General features: G+C 64.8%; 14 protein-coding genes. 9 read left to right on the top strand and 5 right to left on the bottom strand.

The genetic code is table 11. The features are described 5' to 3' along the window. Positions 1–34: 34 nt before the first annotated feature. The gene (locus JYA75_RS22415) at positions 35–622 is read right to left on the bottom strand and encodes a DUF3558 domain-containing protein (RefSeq protein WP_239010603.1); all 588 of its coding nucleotides are present in this window, start codon (positions 620–622) and stop codon (positions 35–37) included. A 41-nt stretch (positions 623–663) separates the two neighbouring features. Further along, positions 664–996 carry a hypothetical protein gene (locus tag JYA75_RS22410; protein ID WP_203329373.1) on the bottom strand — a complete coding sequence of 111 codons (333 nt, stop codon included), beginning with the start codon at positions 994–996 and terminating at the stop codon, positions 664–666. 370 nt (positions 997–1,366) lie between these two features. Between JYA75_RS22410 and JYA75_RS22405 the strand changes: the two genes are divergently transcribed. Next, positions 1,367–1,714: a hypothetical protein gene (locus JYA75_RS22405; RefSeq protein WP_203329372.1), complete on the top strand. Its 348-nt coding sequence runs from the start codon at positions 1,367–1,369 to the stop codon at positions 1,712–1,714. Then, positions 1,693–2,769 carry an HNH endonuclease gene (locus JYA75_RS22400; RefSeq protein WP_239010482.1) on the top strand — a complete coding sequence of 359 codons (1,077 nt, stop codon included), beginning with the start codon at positions 1,693–1,695 and terminating at the stop codon, positions 2,767–2,769. The genes JYA75_RS22405 and JYA75_RS22400 overlap by 22 nt, the downstream gene beginning before the upstream one ends. Before the next feature lie 38 nt (positions 2,770–2,807). On the opposite strand, the gene JYA75_RS22395 is transcribed toward JYA75_RS22400, so the two are convergent. From JYA75_RS22395 to JYA75_RS22385, 3 genes are all read right to left on the bottom strand, one after another. Further along, positions 2,808–4,532 (bottom strand): plasmid pRiA4b ORF-3 family protein, encoded by a 1,725-nt coding sequence (locus JYA75_RS22395; RefSeq protein WP_239010481.1) that lies wholly within the window; start codon positions 4,530–4,532, stop codon positions 2,808–2,810. A gap of 136 nt (positions 4,533–4,668) precedes the next feature. After that, positions 4,669–5,472: a replication protein gene (locus JYA75_RS22390; protein ID WP_203330208.1), complete on the bottom strand. Its 804-nt coding sequence runs from the start codon at positions 5,470–5,472 to the stop codon at positions 4,669–4,671. 222 nt (positions 5,473–5,694) lie between these two features. Then, positions 5,695–6,606 (bottom strand): SDR family oxidoreductase, encoded by a 912-nt coding sequence (locus tag JYA75_RS22385; RefSeq protein WP_203329371.1) that lies wholly within the window; start codon positions 6,604–6,606, stop codon positions 5,695–5,697. Positions 6,607–6,742: 136 nt separating this feature from the next. Here JYA75_RS22385 and JYA75_RS22380 point away from each other — a divergent pair, with 136 nt between their 5' ends. The 7 genes from JYA75_RS22380 (at position 6,743) to brxL (ending at position 21,326) form a co-directional block, all read left to right on the top strand. Further along, positions 6,743–8,677 (top strand): exonuclease domain-containing protein, encoded by a 1,935-nt coding sequence (locus JYA75_RS22380; protein ID WP_239010480.1) that lies wholly within the window; start codon positions 6,743–6,745, stop codon positions 8,675–8,677. 273 nt (positions 8,678–8,950) lie between these two features. Further along, positions 8,951–9,706 carry a hypothetical protein gene (locus JYA75_RS22375; protein WP_203329370.1) on the top strand — a complete coding sequence of 252 codons (756 nt, stop codon included), beginning with the start codon at positions 8,951–8,953 and terminating at the stop codon, positions 9,704–9,706. Beyond that, on the top strand, positions 9,706–10,263 hold the full coding sequence (locus JYA75_RS22370) for a BREX protein BrxB domain-containing protein (protein ID WP_203329369.1): 558 nt from the start codon (positions 9,706–9,708) through the stop codon (positions 10,261–10,263). The genes JYA75_RS22375 and JYA75_RS22370 overlap by 1 nt, the downstream gene beginning before the upstream one ends. After that, positions 10,260–13,709: a BREX system P-loop protein BrxC gene (gene brxC, locus JYA75_RS22365; RefSeq protein ID WP_203329368.1), complete on the top strand. Its 3,450-nt coding sequence runs from the start codon at positions 10,260–10,262 to the stop codon at positions 13,707–13,709. Before JYA75_RS22370 ends, brxC begins: the two co-directional genes overlap by 4 nt. After that, entirely contained in the window at positions 13,709–16,936 is a 3,228-nt protein-coding gene (locus JYA75_RS22360; RefSeq protein WP_203329367.1) for an N-6 DNA methylase, read from the top strand. The genes brxC and JYA75_RS22360 overlap by 1 nt, the downstream gene beginning before the upstream one ends. Beyond that, positions 16,933–19,272: a BREX-1 system phosphatase PglZ type B gene (gene pglZ, locus JYA75_RS22355; protein ID WP_203329366.1), complete on the top strand. Its 2,340-nt coding sequence runs from the start codon at positions 16,933–16,935 to the stop codon at positions 19,270–19,272. Before JYA75_RS22360 ends, pglZ begins: the two co-directional genes overlap by 4 nt. Then, entirely contained in the window at positions 19,269–21,326 is a 2,058-nt protein-coding gene (gene brxL / locus JYA75_RS22350; protein WP_203329365.1) for a protease Lon-related BREX system protein BrxL, read from the top strand. Before pglZ ends, brxL begins: the two co-directional genes overlap by 4 nt. Positions 21,327–21,378 lie beyond the last annotated feature (52 nt).

Here is a 21,378-nt window from a genome sequence, read left to right as displayed (position 1 = left end):
CTGCACAGGACTGCGGCCGACTCCGAGGTTGAGGTCAGCGGCTGCGGGTCTCGAAGTCGTCGAGGACGGCGACGATGCGCTGGACGGTGTCTTCGAGACCGGAGCACCATTGCACTTCGGGTACGCGGGCGCCGCCCTTGCCGAAGAGGACCTGCGCAAAGATGAGCACCCCGTAGGACGTCTCGACGCTCATGCCGCAACGTTCGGGGAGGGACTGGTTGGTTTTCATCAGTGCGCGTCGGCCCGCGATCTCAGATGGGGTGACGTCGTCGCCGTGGTCGGCGGTCTTTTGGAGTTCGATGGCCCAGTCGAAGTTGGCCGATCTCACCGTCAGTCCGTAGGCGGCAACGCCGGGAGACTTCAAGACGCCGTCGTAGGAGCAGCCGAGCATCGTGTAGTGGGTCGCCGCGAAGTCCGCGTTCTCTTCGGAGTTCGGGTCGTAGCCTGCCGCGGCAAGCACGTCGTCGGGGATGTCGAGGCATGGGTCGAAGGCGACGAGAGGTCGGTCGGACTCGTCCACCAGGCGCGGCACTCGTGTCGTTGTGGTTGGGGCATTCGGGGCCTCGTCTGGGGAGACCGAGTTGGGGGACGAGGCAGTGCACGCTGAGAGCGTTGCCAGCACAATAAGTGCGCCTGTGATTGCGACACCGGTGCGGCCTGCGGTCACAGCTCGTCCTGGTTCAGGGCGTGGAGACGGGTGGCCCAGTTGTATTCGGCCGCGAGAAATCCCTCACCGCCGGCGGCGAACGCTTCTCGCATGCCGCTGAGCACCGCCTCGAATTGTTCCAGGCGTTCGTAGAGCGAGTCGGGTGTGCCGCGGGCTTTGCGAACGAAGCCAGCGCGGAGGTCTTCGGCCGACTTCAAGCCCCCGAAACTTGGTGCATCGGTCAGGTCGCTTGCATGGCGTGCCGCTTCGCGAAGCGTCGTCAGCATGGTGTCGCAAATAGCGACGATCTCCTCGATCGTCTGCTGATTCAAACGAAGTCCCTCGGCCATGAATCCCCCCGGTATCAGTTGGCCCGGGCACTGTAACGCATTCGTTGTGGCGTGGGGTGCGGGTGCGGCCTGCCGAACCCACGAAGCTGGGAAAGCGACGTCGATCGACCTGCACCCCGCGCCGAGACCTCATTGCCCGGTGGGGCTTTCGCCTCAGTAGGCTCTGCGTCCTATTCGGCCTGATGCCCCGGTGGATCGATGTCCTGGAGTTCGGGGGTTCGTTGGGTAGCTTGCTTGATGCGCTTCCCAAGGAATCCGAGACCGGAGGCGCCGGCGTCGAGGCCACGGCTCCGATCGCCAGAGCGGTCCCACCGATCGCTTTGAAGTTGCGGCCGAGTTCCCCCAAAGCGTCACCGATGGTCGGATCCTCATGGTCCTGCCACCCCTGATCATCGGCCCGGCGAGCAGCGGCGAAGGAATCCAGGTCCTCGCGAAGCTGCAGCATGTCGGTCTTCAGTTGGGCGGTGGACATCCAGCGCACGATCTCGAGTGGTTTGATGGCGGCGTAGACAGCCAGCTCGGTGCGTGCCTTCAGCAGCAGTTCGCCGTCGGCAGCGAGGTGGTCGGCCAGCATCCTGCGAGCCGACGTGACAGCCAGCTCCAGATGGTCGGACTCGGACTGGCGGACTCGCTCGATCCTGAGGCGCTGCCAGAGGTAAAGGGACTGTGGTGCATGATCGGGGGCAACTACCGGGTATGGAGGTTTCGATTTCGGTGAATCGACGCGGCGCATACGGCATCGGTGACTTCCTGGATCCGTCTGATGCCGCACTCCGCGAGCAGTGGCGCTCGGTCCTCGCTCGGCAGCCAGTTCTTCGAGGGCAGCGGCAGGTGAACTTCGTCCCGAGCGAGGTCATCCTGTCGCTGTGTGCTTCGTTGCTCGTCGACCACAGTCGGTTCGGCAGCAGCAGCGCACATCGAGCCGGCTTTCCTGTTCAGCACCTCGCCCGCCTCTACAAGCGGCCACCGTCGAGCATCCTCGCCAAGATGGCCAACCTCGACGGCTCACGCAGCCACGGCGGCCGTCACGAACTCGAGGTGTCGGCGCGCATGACGTCCGACAGCGATCAGCTGCAGGACGTATACCTGCGGATTCTTCGGGCGGCGCGCGCCGAAGGCATAGGGCGAGATGACCTGCCGGATTTCCTCGAGCTCGAGGACGGAGGCTCGCTCTGGTTGGTGGGGCAGGAGGAGCTCGTCGAGAGCGAAGTCGAGCGGGAACTCGAGGGCATTGTCGAGAAGTGGGCGCGTGAGCGGCAGGATGTGCCGGTCGAGATCACGCAGCGTTTGCTCACCTCGACCGTTCGTATTGGTCAGCACCGCTTCGCCAAGGCAGTGCTGACCAACCACGGCAACCGGTGCGTGTTCTGCGGCATGGGGAGCGAAATTGCGGGACGTCGCCGGCCACGACTGCTCACTGCGAGCCACATCAAGCCGTGGCGAGACAGCACCAACAAGGAACGTCTCGACCATCTGAACGGACTGACGGCCTGCCCCACGCACGATGTCGCATTCGACACGGGCCTCCTCACCGTGTCCGAGGACCTCTCGATCACGTACGCAACCGACCTAGAACGCGCACTGCCGAGTGACGAACCGCTGCGTCGTGCCTTCGGCAAGCCGCCGTTGGCCGACCGGTTGATTCTTCCGGCGGGCGCGGATCGGCCCGACACGGCGTACCTCGGGTGGCACCGAACCCAGGTTTTCGTGTCGCCACCCACGGCTGCCGAAGGTGTACGGCCGACAGGGGAGAAGGACTGCGCGCTCGAATGATTATGCGCGATTCGCGCGCAAGCCGTTCGACCGCAACGCTATCCGAACAGTGAGCGCAACTGGTCGTTGATCTCGTCCGAGTCGAACCACTCCGAGTCGATGCGCTCTCCCGGCCGCAGTCCCAGCCACTGCCGCACCTCGTCGTGGCGTTCGTGGCTCGGGTCGTCGGCTGCGGCGAGCATGTCCGACCAGCCCCACGTGCCGCCGGAGTCCTCGGCCGGCGCCAGGCCCTGCCCGTCGACACAGGCGGCGCGCGGTGCCTCGGCGTCGAAGTCGGCGACGGACTCGACGACGATGTCGTGCGTCCACCCGTCGCCGTAGTCGTACAGGTACGTCAGCGATGCCCCGACGTCGGGCAGTACCGTCCCGATGGTCACCATTCCCTCGTCGACGACCTCGTCCTGACCGTTCGCGAGCTCGTCGTCGAGCTGATCGTCGGGCACGTATACGCAACCACCGGTGAACGGCTCGCCCTCGGTGAACTGGTGCAGGTGGTAGTCCTCCCAGGCGAAGCAGCTCTGGATGACGAAGTGCAGATGCAGCAGACTCAGGGAATTGTCGACTACCACCCGTCTCCACACCGCAGGCTCGCTGTCGCGCAACGTGATTCGCAGGGTGCACCGCGCGGGCGGGTGGATGGCGACGGGTGTCGCGTCGCCGAGGAGGATGCGCACGGCGGCCCGCACGGCAGGACGGAGAGGCGTCGGCACGCGGTAGCCGTCCGCGTCGTCAAGGATGCCGTCGGCGACGAGGTCGTCGAGGCGGTCGACGAGCATGCTGCCGAGAAGACTCGGTCCGACCGGCATGCCGGGGAACAGCACGGACAGTGCGTGCAGGCGTTCCTCGGGGCCGGACGGCAGGGGGTGCTCACCGAGACCGGCGGACAGGACGGCAGCGGTCGCCTCGTCGAGGACGGAATGAAATGCCACGAGCCGCCCCTCGCCGCGCCTGCCGAGGGCCACGATGAGGGAATGTGTCACTGCGTCTCGGCACAGGGTGAGGTACTCGCCGGGATTACGGTCCGGATCCTGCCACACCGGCGCGGCAGGACCGGGCTTGACGACGGTCTTTCCGATCGAGATCAAGTCCAGCATGGCTGCAACGACCCAGGTCTGTGCCAGTACGGGAAGATCCCACATCGACTGGACCTTGCGTGGTGCCAGATCCTCGCGCTTGCCGCCGACAGCGTCGAAGGCCTCCATGACCAGGGCACGCTTCAGCGCTCCGGTCGCGGTCACAGGCCGGCGTTCACCGATCCAGCCGAGCAGGGCGTCCAGCCGTGCGACGACCGGTACGACCGTCAAGGCGGCACGTTCGACCTCGGGCTCGACCGGTGGTTCGTCGACCTCGGTGGGTGGAAGAGACGCGAGCCTCGATTCGATGTACGACGTGAGCGTGGACAGGGCGTACCCGAGGTCTTCGTCCTGGCCGGTCCACCGGTTTGTCGCCGAGAGGAACTGCAAGAACACGGCGGCGTCTCCGGCGATGTGCGCCCGCGTCTCGTCGTCGTCCTCGACCAGTTCACTCGTCAGCACCCGCTCGAGAAGGTGGTCCACGTCGCGGCTCCGCCATGCCGTGGTCGCAAACTCGGAATCTGCACCCGAGAGCGCGTCGATCGCATGCGCGACGCTGACAACGAAGTCCTCCGCCTGATTCGCGGGGCACCCAGCGTTCTCCATTAGCCATGCGGCGAACTCCGGCGCCAGTGTGCGGTACTGCTCGATCGGTGTGTCTGCCCGGCGCCGGCGCGCGGCCAACGACACGACATTGTCGGGAAGTGGCTTACGAGGTGATGATCCGCGACTCGACCCGGAGCGCTTACGGGACATGGACGTCCGACCTCGATTCGGTGGGCATGGCACAGTTCTCGCCGATGCTATCGGTTCGCCACCGACGTGCTCACGCAGCGACCGGGCGGTCGGGCGCGTCGAAGCGACGGCACGGACAGCGCACGGCGCGGCCCCGATCGTCGTCGGGCAGCCAGCCGTACTCGTCGCACCGGCCGCATCGGGGCGGCAGGGGAGAGCGGGGCAGGGGCAGCGCTTGCCACAGCGGGATCCATGCGTGGGCGAAGCGCGTCGGGTTGTTCGGTCGATGCGTCGATCGTGCCGCCGTGACCAGGGGTGGGATTCCGTGGGAGTCGATCAGTGCGACGATCTGGGAGCGCGCGGCGGCGGGCAGATAGTCGAACGTCGCCGTCAGGCCCGCGGCGCGGCATGCGGTCGCCAGCTCGCCGATCTGCTTCTTCTCCGGAATGCTGATCACCCCTTGTGGCCGCGCGGACGGTGCCGCCGGTTCGGGGGCCGGTGAGGGGTTGGTTTCAGTCTCTTGGTCCTCAGTACTTTGTTCAGCGCCGGGCTCTCCGGTGTCCGGTTCGCCGGGGTTCGGATTTCCAGGCCCCGGCTCGGGCCGGACCGGTACTTCGTAGACGGTCTGGACGGTGATCCACTGGCCGTGCTCGTTCTGGCGACGCTCGGTGACGAGGTGGCCGTGCGCAGCCAGTTCCCGCATCGCGGACCGGATGGCGTCACGGCCTTCGGACGGTGATTCCGCGGCGATCGCGTCGGAGCGAATGCGCCAGTCTGCCGGCTTCGACAGCAGCCAGATCAAGACCGCGCGGGCGCGGAAGGAGAGGTCCTTGTTGCCGATCGTCTCGTTGCGGACGACGGTGTAGTTTCTTGTCGGGCGCGGCGCGCGGCGCACGCCTCCGACGAGGGTATTGTTACCCACGTTCGACTCCTAACCAGTCGGACATCCGGCCCGTCGGGAGCGGCAACTCCTGGCGGGCCTTCTTCAATTGTGACCCTCGCGAGCGCGGGGCGATGACACATCGTGGCACCGCGCCGCGGACGCGTCAAATGATTCGTCTTGCTTGTGTGGAATACGTTGGGGGCGAGCGGTAGTCGCTGCGTCGGCGTGTCGTGCTCACCGATACCCGGTCGGATCTGCCGGCAGGCCGCGATCTTGAACCTCCACCATGTACCGCCAGCAGTCGGGCTGCGACCCGTCGACGTCGGTGAAGCCGTACTCGCGCGCCAGGCCACCCGACGAAAACGACCCGCCGTTGCGGCGATGCACGTCCGGATCCGCAGCCAGCGCCGCGACGGCCCGCCCGACGAATCGCGGCGACTCCGAGATCGCGACGAAATGTGGCACGGCGGCGTCGCGCCAGTTCTCCTCCGTGACCCCGAAGTGCTCGAGCATCATCTCCGACCGCATCCACCCAGGCGTCAGCGCGACGGCCGTGCACCCGTGCGGCGCGAGCTCCTTCGCCTGGGAGAACGCAAGCCGGAGCATCGCCGACTTGACCAGGTCGTAGAACACCGAGAGTCGAAAGTTCTTCGCGTTGTACTCGGCTGTGCCGTCCGTCATTTCGACGACGAGTCCGCCCGGATTCCGGATCAGCAGTGGCAGCGCGAAGTGGCTGGTGATCAGGTGCGTGTCGACCGAGAGATGCACCATCCGCAGCCCGCCGGCAAGGTCGTGCTCCCACAGTGGGGTCTCCCACTCGATGAGCTTCTCGCCGCCCCAGATGTCGTTGACGAGGACGTCGAGGCGGCCCTGCTCGTCGTCGATGCGCTGCACGAGCCGTCGCACCTGTTCGGGATCGAGGTGGTCGACGGCGACGGGGATGCCGACCCCGCCCACGGCCGTCACCAGCTCGGCGGTCTCCTCGATGGTCTCCGGCCGGTCGTACTCCGAGCGGCGCTCGCGGGTGGTGCGGCCGGTGCAGTAGACCGTCGCGCCGGCCTCGCCGAGGGCGATTGCGGTCCCGCGGCCTGCGCCCCGGGTGGCGCCGGCGACCAGGGCGATCTTGCCTTCGAGTGGCTGTGCCATGGCTGGCACGTTACTGCCCGGCACGGGTCGGAGGCAGGCGCGCTCGGCGTGGCGCGGTCGGTGGTGTCGTGAGCATCAGTCACTATGTTCGGGTGCGCCGGTGGGGCCGGCAGCAGAACAGTCGGAGGTAGAGCAGGTGCAGGTGATCGACACGCAGTCGCACGCGTCGGGTTCGCGGACGCTGCCGAAGGGTCATCGCTGGGTGGTCGTCGACGTCGAGACCTCCGGCCTGCGCGCCTATGCGCATCGGGTGCTCAGCGTCGCCGCGCTGGTATTGAGGGAGGACGGCAGCGTCGAGCAGGAGTACTCGACGCTCGTCGATCCGGGTTGCGACCCCGGCCCGGTTCACGTGCACCGGTTGACGCGCGAACGGCTCGCCGGTGCCCCGCGCTTCGAGCAGATCGCTGGTGAGCTCGCCGAGGTGCTGGCCGGCGGGACGATCGTCGCCCACAACGCGGCCTTCGACTACGGATTCCTCGACGCAGAGTTTCGGCGCGCTGGAGCGGAGATCCCGGTCAAACACCGGCTGTGCACTCTCGCCCTGTCGAGGCGGCTCGAGCTGGACGTGACCGATCACAAGCTCTCCACCCTGGCCGCGCACTGGCACGTCCAGCAGTTGCTCGAGCACGACGCCTACGACGACGCCCGCGTCCTCAGCGAGGTCTTCGTGCGCAGCGCCTTGCTCGCCGAGAGTCTGCAGCTCCCGCTGCCGGTGGTCGACTGCCTCAGCCGCAGGCCCGCCTACCCGGACTCCGTGCCGCGGGTACCGTGCGAGTGGAAGAACCCGGGACGCCTGTCGCTGGACGTCGGCCTGGTGCAGGGGATGAAGGTGGTCGTCACGGGGCAGACGGTGACGCCGCGGGTCCCGCTCGCCGGCCGGATGGCCGACGCCGGCCTCGACGTAATGAACTCCGTCAGTCGCCAGACGAGCGTGGTCGTGTGTAACGACCCCGGCGTACAGACGGGCAAGATCCGCAAGGCGATGGCCGAGGGCATCCCCGTCATCACCGAGCAGCAGCTCGAGGAGATGCTCACCCGAGTGCTGCCGGGCGAACCGAAGATGCGTCCGGTGGTCGAGGTGGCCGCGCCCGCTGCTGAGCCCGTGATCGAACCTCCTCCGCAGGCGGCGCCTGTTGAGCCCCTCGTCGATGCCCAGAGCCTGCCCGAGCGGATGCTCACGGGACAAAAGCCGAAGCTGTGGCAGGGCCGGCGGGTGCTGCTCCTCGGCGGCACCCACCTCGACGCTGTGCTCATGCGCTCGCGTCTCGTCCAGCTCGGCGCCCGCCCGTCGCTCAACCTCACCGCGGCAGTCACGGACGTGCTGATGCTGGAGGGCGGCGACAGCGACCGGCGCATGCCGCGCATCACCGCGCGCGAGCTCCCTGTTCTGACCAAGACGGACGTCAGCGCCGCGGTAGAGAAGGGCGTCGTGCCACCGCATATGCGCATCGAGTCCCGCATCTCAGCGCCGGCGCTCGCACGAGGCGAGGTCATCGACCTGCCGGCCCGGAAGACATCCTGGACGGTCAACGTCGCCTGGCGCGCCGAGACGGACGACTTCGTCTTCTGCAACAACCCCACCGCCGAGGACGGCGCGATCGAGCTGTCGATCGACGGAAGCAGCGAGCAGAGCGTACGGCTCGATCTGGCCGCGCTGCCCGACGAATGCGCGCGTATCGCGATCGCCGCGGCCATCGACGGCGAACGCACCTTCGGGGAACTGGGTGCGGTGTCGGTGAGCGTGGACGGTGAGGACGGCACGGCGGCGACGTTCGTGCTCGACGCCGGGACCACCGAGCGGACCATGGTGCTCACCGAGATCTACAGGCGGGCGGGCACGTGGCGGCTGCGCGCGGTGGGGCAGGGGTACGAAGAGAACTTGGTCGCACTCGCTGCGAGATTCGGGGTCGATGTCGAAGCGGATCACAAACAGTTGTGCCCGGGCACATCGGGCAATGATCTTGACCCGGCAGTGCAACACGGCCGACCCGAGCGATGCTGCGCGAGTAACGTCCGGCCGCGGTGGCGGCCTTCGACGACTTGTTCGGACATGACGCCTTTGCCGTGCTAGCCGCCGCACCCAGCCCGGAACAGGGACGCGCACTGACTGCCACGCGGCTCGAGGCCCACGACGACGAACAGACCGCCTGGGCCGACCCTTCTTCAATTCCTCACGCAGTCGCATGGCACGTTAGAAGGATGGGATATCTACGGAGAGTGTGGGTAGGTGTCCTGTGCCATTGGATCCGACGCAGTGTCAGAATGCCGGAGGTATTGCCCTCACACCGGTAGGTCTCCGGACATACTGGGGGTAATTCAGTAACAAGTAGGAGTTGGCCGTCAGATGACCGTTTCGGATGCCCCGGGGGCAGGCTTTGTCTTGGGGTCGTTGCGTACCACGGCGAGCCACACTATCGCCGTCCCGCACCTCATCGATTTGCTTCGAGCAGTTCCTCCAGATGCTCCTCAGGAGCGCTACCGCGAGGCAGTCGTTGATAACAACGTGCTCGGCCGACCGACGCAGGCTGGCCGTCAACGCTCGTTCCGCCATCTGCGTGAGCTCTACTTTCTTGACCCCTCGCGACAGGAGTTTGCGGCGCTGCGACGACTCTGGGACACCGACGCCGCGGCGCAACCTCTCATGGCGGGCGTCTTGGCCTTCACTAGGGACGGCATCCTCCGCGCCTCGTTTCCGGCGATCCACCTGGCGCCCCCAGGTGCGATCGTCACCTCCGACGACCTCACGAAGGCCGTGACCGCCGTCTATGGCGCTGACCTCTCCGAGTCGACGCTTGGCAAGACGGGGCGGAACACGGGTGCTTGCTGGACTCAGACAGGTCATCTCGCCGGACGAATGAAGAAGGTCCGCCAGACAGTTCAATCGTTCCCCGCTGCTATCGCTTTCGCCGCCTACCTCGGGCACCTGGCGGGCAACCGCGGCGTTGGTGTTCTAGAGACTCCCTGGGCAGCCCTGCTCGACCTTCCGGGCGGAGGCGCCCTTGAGGCTCTGCGCGCTGCCCATAGCCAGGGGCTCATCGACCTCCTTGTCGCAGGGAACGTGGTCGATGTCAGCTTCCCGATCATCGATGGGACCCGCTGATGAGTCGCGTATCGGACCTCGTGGATGCCTATGCCGGGGAGTTGAGCCTCCCGTGGCGCTCAGGACTCTCCGGCGGGGAACGCGTATGGATGCTCGTCTACCCGCCGGATATGGAGCGCATCATGCGCGCCGCCCTTCCGCGACTGCAGCTGGTCACAGTCCAAGGAGATCATGGCTGGACACTCATCGACATCACCGATGAGCTCGGCCGCTGGCTTGCTTTGCACCGGTATGCGGAGGCCTTCTTCGAGGAGCCCAGTGACTTTTCTCCCGCAATCACGGACAAGTTCGAGACAGAACTTGTGACGAAGATCCGTGAGCAGCTATCCGCCGCACCGAAAGACAACGTGGTGGCACTGGTAGGAATCGGGTCGATCTTCCCCTTCCTTCGCGCGTCGAGCGTGATCAAAGCGATCGACGACGAAGTGAGCGGTCGGCTCCTTGTCCTGTTCCCGGGCCTTCACGATCCCGAGACCCATTCCTTTCGATTGCTGGACGCTCGGGATGGCTTCAACTATCGCGCTCGCGTTATCGACCCGGAGAAGGACATCGCGTGATCATCAATAACGAGCTCTTCACCCGGCGACCGCTGGACTTCGAGATCCCGAACGATGGTGTGACGAACGTCGACCGACCGGACGACTCGAAGCAGTGGAAGGTTCTGGAGTACGAACTCACGAGCTTCGTGTGCGAAGGCGAGTACGAGCACGGACTCGAGCGCATCCTCGACTCTTACATTCGCCACCGAAGCAGCACGACCCAGCCAGCCGTTTGGGTGTCCGGCTTCTACGGAAGCGGCAAGTCGCATCTGGTGCGGGTACTCCAACACCTGTGGGCCGACACCACCCTCCCGACCGGCGCATCTGCCTGCGGCCTGGTCAGCCTGCCGCAGGGCATCAAGGACCAGCTCGTCGAACTCTCCACTGTCGGCAAGCGCGACGGCGCCGCCCCATGGTCGGCCGCTGGTGCGCTCGATCGCAGCGGTGACACGCTCAATGCGGTCTTTCTTGCCATCGTGCTCCGGGCGGCGGGCCTTCCCACCCGCGTTGAGCCAGCCCAGGTCGCGCTCTGGCTGGAAAGCAAGGGCGACCTGGACGCCGTACGCGCTCACGTCCAGGCGAACGGTGCGGACTTCATCGAGGAACTCAGCGAGTACAACCTCAGTACCCGACTCGCGGACGCCATCCTTGCCGTCGATCCCAGCTTCGCTTCCACCGGCGCCGACGTCCGGAAGGCGTTGCGCAGCCAATTCCCCCCTGACGCGCGGGCTCTGTCTACGGACGAGACAATCGTGCTCCTTCGCAAGGTGCTCCAATTCGTTGGCGGAGGAGTGTTCCCTCCTACGCTGATCGTTCTCGATGAGGTTCAGCAGTACATCAGTGGCGACGGTGGACGGGCAATGGAGGTTCAGAACCTCGTTGAGTCTGTGTCGCAAAAACTCGACGGGCGCGTACTGCTTGTCGCCACAGGCCAGCAGGAGCTAACTGCCGATGCGACGCTGCAGAAGATTCAAGACCGCTTCACGGTCAAGGTGGTGTTAAAGAATCAGGACGTCGACGCTGTCGTCCGCCGGGTTCTTCTCAACAAGGAGCCCGCTGCCCGCTCGACGCTGGAGAAGGCGCTCGCCGATGTCACCGGCCAGATCTCTCGCCAGCTCGCCGGAAGCAAAATTCAACACACGACTCAAGACGATAAGGATCTACCCCAGGACTACCCATTGCTCCCTAGTCGTCGACGGTTCTGGGAGAGCGTCCTGCGCCAGGCCGACGCGGGCCGAGCCGGACAACTCCGGTCACAGCTTCGCATTGTGCACGATGCCAACCGGCTGGTTGCCTCGAAGCCCGTCGGAACGGTCGTCGGTGCCGACTACCTGTACGCAGCGAAACATGAGGACCTCAACGGCGCAGGGCTGCTGCTCAAGGAGACCCAACGCCTGATTCACGAGCAGGGGCAGAATGAGCCGCTGCGAGGCCGCATCCTCGGACTGATTCACCTGATCAGCCTGCTCCCAACGACTCCTCCTGGCGACATCGGCGTCCGCGCCACAGTTGACCATCTGGTTGACCTGCTTGTCGAGGACCTGGCCAACGACGGCACTGCCCTTCGCCAGGAGGTTCCTGAGGTTCTGGCGTCTCTGACCAATGCGGGAATCCTCCAGCAGGACGGTGACGAGTACCAACTCCAGACAGCGGCCGGCCGAACATGGGATGAGGCCTTCCGAAGGCACTCCGCTCAGCTCACGGACAGTGAGATCAGTACAGAACGCGACACTAGGTTGCGCAACGAGGTCGAGAATGCGTTGCCGAAGTCTGTTCTGCAAGGCAAGGCGAAGGTCGCGCGGAGGCTCGTCCTGCACACCGACAACGCCCCGCCGCTCGCGTCCAACACGATCCCGGTCTGGCTCCGATCGGAGTGGGACGACGGCACAACGGCGAAGCAGTTCGAGGATCTCGTACGGAGTCTCGGCACGGATTCGCCCGTCGTGCTCGTGCATCTCCCGCGGATTCAGGCCCAAGCGTTCGCCGTGGCATGGCGTAATCAGATGGCTGCACAGCGCACCCTCGATCAGCAGGGAATCCCGCAGGACGATGAGGGCAAGCAGGCGAGGCGCGCGATGGAGTCCCGGCTGTCGCGTGCCCAAGGGCAGGTTAGCGACCACATCCGAGACATCCTGTCCAATGCAAGTGTTCAGCTCGGTGGAGGTTCTGCGCCGGCAGGGACTGCATTGCGAGACCGCATCGACAACGGCGCGCAGTCGGCAACCATGCGCCTTTTCAGCAAGTTCGACGCGGCCGATGACGCTCACTGGGGCCAGGTGATCGACCGGATCAAGAAGGGATCCGGTGCAGACGCGCTCAAGGCGGTGGGGTACGACGCCGTCCCCGAGCAACATCCCGTAGTCAAGGAGATTCTCGGCCGGATCGGTAGTGCTGGCACTCCAGCAAGCGACGTGGAGAAGGCGGTTCTGTCTGAGCCATTCGGTTGGCCACGTGACGCCCTCATGGGAGCGATTGGTGTGCTGCTCGACAACGGACTCGTTCGAGCCACCATCAACGGCTCCGATGCGTCGACGAGTCAGGTCCTCTCTCAGACCCGTCTCGGCACTGTGCATTTGAGGCGCGAATCCACCGTCTTGAAGACTGCCGAAAAAATCGCCGCTCGGAGCCTGCTGAGCAAGCTTGGAGTCCCAGCGGACAACGAATCGCTGGTCCCCGGCGCTGAGCAGGCCGTCATCAGGCTCGCTCAGAGAGCTGGTTCAATTGGCGGTCCCGCCCCCCTTCCCGACGTTGCACCTCCCTCCAGCATCGAACAAATCAAGAGCGCGTCTGGCAATGACCGCGTACATGCCCTTCTGGCAGCGAAGGATGAGCTGACCGACTTCGCAGATCGCCTCGACGCATTCGAGAAGCGGCGCCCATCCAGGCTCGAAGCACTGGCGACGGCCCGCGCATTGTCGAGTGCCGCTGCGAACCTCGATGGAGCCGCCCCAATTCGAACGCGGTTGGACGCCTTCGAGCAGACGCGCGAACTCCTTTCGGATACCGACCAGGTCAGTCCGATCGCGACCGACCTCGCAAGTGCCGTGCGCGAAGCGGTGAGCAGCGCGGCTGAGGCTGTTGAGCAAGCCCGGCAGGCGGCCGTCGACGAGTTGGGGTACCAGTCGGCGTGGGTTGCGCTCGACTCCGACAAACAGCAGCAGATCCTCAACGAGCACAATCTGGCCCCAGAGGGCAAGCTGGAGCTGGGCAATACGGATGCCGTCCTGAAAGCAGTCCAACAGAGACCGTTGGCGTCGTGGGGGGCCGTTCTCGATGCAGTGCCGGCCCGGGCTGCGAAGGCGCTGGAGGCCGCGGTTCGTCTGACTGCGCCCAAGGCGGGCACTGTCATCGTGCCCACGGCCACGCTCAGCAGCGCCGAGGATATTGAAACGTATCTCTCGGACCTTCGGTCGAAGCTGACTCAGGCACTTTCCGAACACGACACGGTGATGGTGAAGGGTTGATGGGCGAAGTTCTTAACAGCGGCCAGCGGAACCACCTTGACCGCGCTGTGCAACGAGCCCGAATCGCAGCCGAGCAGGCCGCTGCCGATGCCCTGCGCGCACTCGCAGTCGCTGAGCCGAGTCGCCCGGCATATCTGAGCGACGACCACAACACCCTGCGCCTGGCTCTGAGAGACAAGGCGCGCCAGCTGGGCGACGACACCGCCCGAATTGGGGCCGATCTCACCAACCTTGTGCGTGAAGTTGCCTACGAGCAGTGGCATCGCTTGCTCTTCGCCCGGTTCCTCGAAGTCAATGGACTTCTTCGCCATCCCGAGTTCCGCGACACATCTTTAACCCTCGAGGACTGCACGGACCTCGCCGACGACTTGGGCGAACCCGATAGCTGGTCGGTCGCCGCTCGATTCGCCTCGGAGATCCTTCCTGGTGTCTTCCGGCTCGACGACCCCGCTGTCCAAGTGCGGTTCGCGACCGAGCATCGCCTCGAACTGGAAAAGATCCTTCTCGGCATCCCAGCGGAGGTTTTCCTCACCGAGGATGCTCTCGGCTGGGTTTACCAGTTCTGGCAAACCGCTGAGAAGAAGCGCGTCAACGAGTCCGGTTTGAAGATCGGCGGTGCCGATCTGTCGCCGGTCACCCAGTTGTTCACCGAGAACTACATGGTCCGCTTCTTGCTGGAGAACTCCCTCGGTGCCTGGTGGGCTGCTCGCCACCCGGAGTCTCCGCTGGTCAACACCTGGGAGTACCTGCGCCGACTCGACGACGGCACCCCAGCTGCCGGGACATTCGACGAGTGGCCGGCAACCGCGGCCGATGTAACGGTCATGGACCCCTGCTGCGGCTCTGGTCACTTCCTCGTCGCGATGTTCGGGATGCTCTGGCGGATGAGGGCCGAGGAGGAGGGCTTGTCTGCGGCTGACGCGCAGGACGCCGTCCTGCGCGACAACCTGCACGGCCTTGAGCTCGATCCCCGATGTACCCAGATCGCCACTTTCGATATTGCCCTCGAAGCCTGGAAGCAAGGAGGGTTCCGGGAGCTTCCTGCACCGCAGATTGCGTGCTCGGGTGTTCCGGTGCGAGGGACTCGGACAGATTGGGAGGCGCTGGCCGGAGGCGATGACGAGTTGCGGAAGGTGCTCGTCCGCCTCCACGGCCTTTTCCGCAACGCTGATACCCTGGGATCCCTCGTTTCACCGCGGCCTAACGATGTCGGTGACGCACTGTTTGGTCGCGATCTGAGCGTGGGTGCGAGTTGGGAGCTTGTCAGGCGGGCGCTACGCGACGCTTTCCGTGCCGAGGCACACGACACCTCAGTGCTCGGCCATGCTGCGGACGATGTTGTTCAGGCTGCGGCTTTGCTCTCGCGGATGTACACGCTGGTGGCCACCAACCCGCCCTATCTTCAGCGACGTTCGATGGCTGAGACACTCCAGGACTACATCGACTCCGCCTATCCGCTGGCGAGGGCTGACATCGCGACAGCATTCATCGAGCGGTGTCTGGAGTTTGCTGGCTCGAACGGAACTGTCGCAGTGGTATCCCCCCAGAACTGGCTTCTGCTTGGGTCTTACGCAAAGTTCCGGGACCAACTGCTGAATGATCGCCGGTTTGATGCTGTAGCGCGTCTCGGGGCCGGAGCGTTCAGGCAGATCAGCGGGGAGATCGTCAAGGTGTCCCTGAGTGTTATCAGCGCGGTACGCCCGCAGAAGGGGCACAGAATTCTCGGCCTGTTGGTTCACCGTGTGGATGGGGCGGACCAGAAAGCGATAGCGCTGCGTCGCCATAACCCACTGACGCCCGAACAGGCAGACCAAGGCAGCAACCCGGATCAGCGAATCACTCTAACTCGCATCGCGCCGGGCTCTCTCTTGGCGGAGCTTGCCGATGGGATGGCCGGTATCCAGACTGGCGACTATCCCCGGTTCGGCAGGGTCTTTTGGGAGCGACCCCTTCCGCACCCTGATTGGGAGTTCCAACAAAGCACTGTCCGATCTACGCAACCGTATGGGGGACGCGAGCACATCATCTGGTGGGAAGGCGGAAACGGCCGTTTCCATCGTTTCGTGGCGGAGCGGCTCGGTGAGTGGGGAGTAGGAGCCTGGATTCGCGGTGATGGCCTCAAGGGAAGGCGTGGCGTGGCCGTATCACAGATGGGCGATCTGCCAGTGACGATCTACACCGGTGAGTTGTTCGACAACAACACCGCCACGATCATCCCGATGTCGGAATCAGACCTGCCCGCGATCTGGGCCTACTGCTCAAGTTCAGAGTTCGCCGACGACGTGCGTGATCTTGACGATGCGCTGAAGGTCACGAATGCCACCCTTGTCAAGGTGGCCTTTGACCGAGAACGCTGGAAGAAGGTCGCTGACGACATGGGCCCAATGCCTGTCCCCCACTCGGACGACCCAACGCAGTGGCTATTCGCGGGTAGCGTTGCCTCATCGGATCATCCGCTCCAGGTTGCTGTTGCGCGCTTGTTGGGGTATAGATGGCCCGATCAGAAGCCTGATGCGCTCGATCAATTCGCTGACAAAGATGGTATCTCCGCACTTCAGTCGCTTCCGGGTGAGCCAGACCTCGCTACTCGACTGCGCGAGCTTCTCGCCGCGGTGTACGGCGACAAGTGGTCGAGCGCACTCGAACGGAGGCTGGTCGACGAGGCCGGCGGCAAGAACGGCCGACTTGAGGACTGGCTGCGTGACACCTTCTTCGCGCAACACGTCAAGGTCTTCGACAACCGTCCCTATTTATGGCATATCTGGGATGGCCGCAAGGACGGGTTCTCAGTCATCGTCAACTATCACCGGCTCGACCACCGGACCCTGGAGAAGCTCACGTTCACGTCGTTGGGCTCATGGATCGAGCGGCAGAGGCATGAGGCCGCTGCAGGTCGATCCGGGGCAGATGCTCGGCTCGCGGCGGCTGAGGGCTTGCAGGCGAAGCTCAAGTTGATCCTCGACGGCGCGCCGCCGTACGACGTCTATGTCCGGTGGAAGGAACTCCACGAGCAGCCAATCGGCTGGAACCCCGATCTGGACGACGGCGTGCGGCTCAATATCCGCCCGTTCGTGACTGCAGATGTCCTCAGAATCAAGCTGAGCTCGAAGATCAAGTGGGCCAAGGACAGAGGAACGAACCCGGATGGTTCGGAGCGCATCAACGACCTCCACCCAACCCTGGAGGAGCGCCGCGCGGCACGGCGGCACGCTGAGGTGAAGCTGTGAGCGCCGTACGAGATGTTGTCGCACAGGCACTGCTCGAAGCCGCGAAATACAACGCAGATTCCAGCACCTCACCGGCGGCCGTCTTCTGGCCTGACCCGGACCGCGCGTGGGAGCCGGTGATCGGCCTCCTGCAAGAGGCTGTGCCAATCCTCGTACTCGGCGAATACGACCCTGACAAAGCGCAGGGGCCTGCAATCTGGATTCGAGCCGTCCTGTCCGCATCTGACTCCGTTGAACTCCCATCGCATCTGGCCGAGCGAAACGATTGCAGCCCTTGGGTGATCTACCTTCCCGGCCACCGCCGAAGCTCACTGTCCGATGTCACTACCCTTAACTCCGCCGTGTCACCACTTATGGAGGTGGCACTTCGATCGAATTGGTGGCCTTCTGCGCATGGCCAAGCCGCGTGGACGCCGCATGCATTCCTTGGCTCGAAGAACGGAGCTGGCCTCGATATCGCGAGCGATGCCAAGACCAAGTCTGCATTGACGAGTGTGCTTGACCAACTCCTCAGGGAAGATGTCCACGACCTGCGTCGCATGGGGCGTCTCGATGCGTCGCGCTTGCACTCGCTTGTGATGACGGACAGCGTTCGGGCTCTCTTGGAGTGGCTTGACGACCCCGAAGGCACAAAGCAGGCGCTGCAAGGTGCTCGCTGGGAGGCCTTCGTTGAGGCATGTCGTTCGACGTACGGATTCGACCCGAGGAAGGACGGTCAGCTCACCGCCGCCGCGCGACTGGGTGCTCGTGAAGGTGCCTGGGGCAACGTGTGGGCACGTTTCGCCGACAACCCCCGTCGATATCCCACCCTTCCGGCCGTCTTGAACAACGCTCGCCCGGACGGCGACCTCTTTGGTGACACCGACCCACATCCCGACTCGTGGCCATCTTGGAACCAAGAACAGGAAGATCAACTTCGCAAAGCACTCACAGACCTGGACAAGCAGAACGACCTTAGTCAGGTCCGCACGACAGTCAACGAACTCGCTGCTACCCATCTGCGGCGAGAAGAGAGTGTCTGGGGCGAGCTGGGGCAGGCGCCGTTGGCCTGTGCCACGGGATACCTCGCGGAGTTGGCGGAGTTGGCGACGACGCCGGCGCGCGCCGGTGACGTGAAGGCGCAGATAGTTTGGTACGCGGATGAGGGCTACAAGATCGACGACCTGGCGTTGCGCGTCATCGCTGCGCCGGCGACAGCGTCGGATCGTGACGCCGTGTGCAAGGCGCTCACGAAGATCTACGACCCATGGGTCGAGGCAACAGCGCGCACCTTCCAAGCGGCAGCACTGGCTGGATACACCGGCGAGACCGGGCTCGACGTCCCCGCCGGGACATGCGTGGTATTCGTGGACGCGCTGCGCTTTGACCTCGCACAGCGCCTTGCCAAACGCCTGGCGTCGTTCAAGGTGTCAGTCACCCCCCGGCTCGCGGCATTCCCCACGGTGACCCCGACCGGGCAACCCGCCGTTGCCCCTGTGGCGGCCAGCTTCGGTGCCGGGCCGGCATTCGACGCTGGCGATGCTGAAGGGCGCTCGGTGAAGGGTTCGGTCTTCCGCTCGGCCCTAGCGGAGGCAGGTGTGCTGTACCTCGACTGGAAGGCAGCCGAAACCGGCGACGTCAACAAGATCGGGTGGACGCAGACCAACACGATCGATGCGCTTGGTCACGATCACGGCCATGCGCTTGCAGACATGGTCGACCAACAACTCGACCGGGTCTCGGAACGCATCCAGCATCTCCTTGCTGCGGGTTGGCGACGGGTCGTCGTGGTGACCGACCACGGCTTCTTGATGTCTGCAGCGGCAGCCCTCAAGGTGAATCTGCCGCTTGCGGTCACCGAAGCTGACGCGGCGCGAAAGCCCCGCGTTGCGCGGCTCAAGGCTGGCGCTGCGCGACCCGACTTCCCGATCGTTCCTTGGACCTGGGACAGCTCAGTGGAAATGGTCAGCGCCCCCGGTGCTGCAGCCTTTGAGGCAGGAACGATCTATGACCACGGCGGCCTGAGCCCCCAGGAATGCGTCATCCCTGTCATAGAGATCTCCGCCAGCGCGGGTGCGTCCGGACCCGCGCAGATCGAAGGTATCCGCTGGACCGGTCAACGCTGTCGGATCGACTTCGAACCTGCGGAGGCCGATGTCGTCGCCGAAGTCCGTCTCGCGCCCGCTGATCCGTCCACAACGGTCGGTGGTCCGAAGACGCCGTCGGAGCCGGGCGAGATCAAGGTGCTCGTCGACGAAGAGGAAGCCGCCGAGGGGACCACAGCGTATGTGGTTCTGGTAGCGGCGGACGGTACCGTCGTCGCGCAACGCCAGACGACGGTAGGGGGTACCGCATGACCGACACGATCACGCTCGATGCGATCGACGAACTCGCAGCGGCGGCATTCGAGGGCTACGTCGTACGCAAGGACCTCGCACAGCAGTTCAAGGGCGCATACCCCGTCCCCACCTACGTCGGCGAGTTCCTCATAGGTCGATACTGCGCCACTACCGATCCTGAAGAGATCGACGAGGGCCTCCAAGTCGTGCGCCGTTTGCTCTCCGATCGAACGGTTCGTGCCGGCGAACAAGAGCTCTTCAAATCCCGAGCGCGCGAACGCATGACGATCAAGCTCATCGATCTTATCAAGGCGCGCCTGGACGCAAAGTCGAATGTCTACCTCGCCGAGCTGCCCAGCCTCGGTCTCAAGGACGTCCGTATCGATGACGCAGTGGTCCGCGATCACGAGCGCATGCTCACGGGCGGCTTCTACGCCGAGGTCGACCTCACCTACGACGCCGTCATCGCGGAGGAAAACAATGGCAGGCCCTTCGCCGTCGGCTCGCTCAGACCGATCCAGCTGTCGACTCGCGACTCGCTCGCCCGGCTGGCCGAGGGCAGATCCCAATTCATCACCGAACAGTGGAAGCACTTTCTCCTTCGCTCGGTGGGATTCGAGCCGGAACATCTGAGCGACCGAGAACAGGACGTCCTTCTGCTGCGCATGGTCCCGTTCGTCCAACGCAACTTCAACATGGTCGAACTTGGCCCGCGCGGCACCGGTAAGTCGCACCTGTTCCAGCAGGTCTCGCCGTACGCGCACCTCATCTCCGGCGGCAAGGCAACAGTCGCGCGCATGTTCGTCAACAACGCGACCGGACAGCGCGGACTCGTGGCGCAGTACGACGTCGTCTGCTTCGACGAGGTCTCCGGCGTCTCCTTCGACCAGAAGGACGGCGTCAACATCATGAAGGGTTACATGGAGTCTGGCGAGTTCTCCCGCGGGCGTGAGTCGATCCGTGCAGATGGCTCCATCGTGCTCGTCGGCAACTTCGATGTCGACGTGGCACACCAGCAGCGGATCGGTCATCTGCTGTCGCCGCTGCCACCGGAGATGCGCGACGACACCGCATTCATGGACCGCATCCACGCCTACCTGCCCGGCTGGGACGTCCCGAAGCTGAACCCCTCGTACTTCACTCATCACTTCGGCCTGGTCAGCGACTTCCTCTCCGAGTGCTGGTCACACTTACGGACCCAGTCGCGCCTGGCGTCCATCCAAGGGCGCGTCAACTACTCCGACGCGCTCTCAGGGCGTGACCTGTCCGCAGTGAACAAGACCGTCGATGGCCTCTTGAAGCTGCTCTACCCGGACGCCGAGGCGTCGATCTCCGACGAGGACCTGGAGTGGGCTATGCGGATCGCGCTTGAGTGCCGACGGCGCGTGAAGGAGCAGCAGCGTCGCATTGGCCCAGCCGAGTTCCGCAACACCCAATTCGGCTACCGGATTGGTGAGGGCGTCGAACAGTTCGTCTCGACACCAGAGCTCGCCAGCCCGGACTCCATCGGCCTCGACCCCTTACCGCCGGGGCAGGTGTGGGCAATCGCCGAGGGGGGCGGCGAGGTTGGCCCTGGTCTCTACAGGATCGAAGCCGCCGACACTCCGGGTGCTGGCGCCCGGGGCCTTCTCAACCAAGCTGCACCAGCTCCTCTTCGCGAGAGCTTCAAGGTGGCTGAACAGAACCTCGTCGCTCAGGCGCGTGCCCTCGTGGGAGACCGTGACCCTCGAGAGCACAACCTGACCGCGCAGGTCCGCGCTCTTGATGCCGCGAAGACGGGGGCCGGTCTTGGCCTGCCGATTGTTCTTGCGCTTGCTTCGGCCATGCTCCAGCGCTCTGTTCGCGGCGGACTGATCGCGGTTGGGAACCTATCGCTCGGCGGCGGGGTGGAGACCGTCCTCAACGCTGCTGCTCTCGCCGAGCACGCGATGGAGAAGGGTGCAACCGCCCTGTTGATCCCCGTATCTGCGCGTAGACAGGTGCTCGACGTCAGCGACGAGGTCGCGACGAAGGTGTCGTTCCTCTTCTACAGCAACGCGCAAGACGCCCTCCTGAAGGCGCTTGACGAGTGACATCACCGAACAGCAAACGACTTAATCAGGGAGGGCGGATCGCTCACGCTCG

The organism is Rhodococcus sp. PSBB066 (genome assembly GCF_017068255.1).
GTDB classification, from domain to species: Bacteria; Actinomycetota; Actinomycetes; order Mycobacteriales; family Mycobacteriaceae; genus Rhodococcus; species Rhodococcus aetherivorans.
Note: the sequence above shows the minus strand (reverse complement) of the source record. Positions and strands in the feature narration are given on the sequence as shown.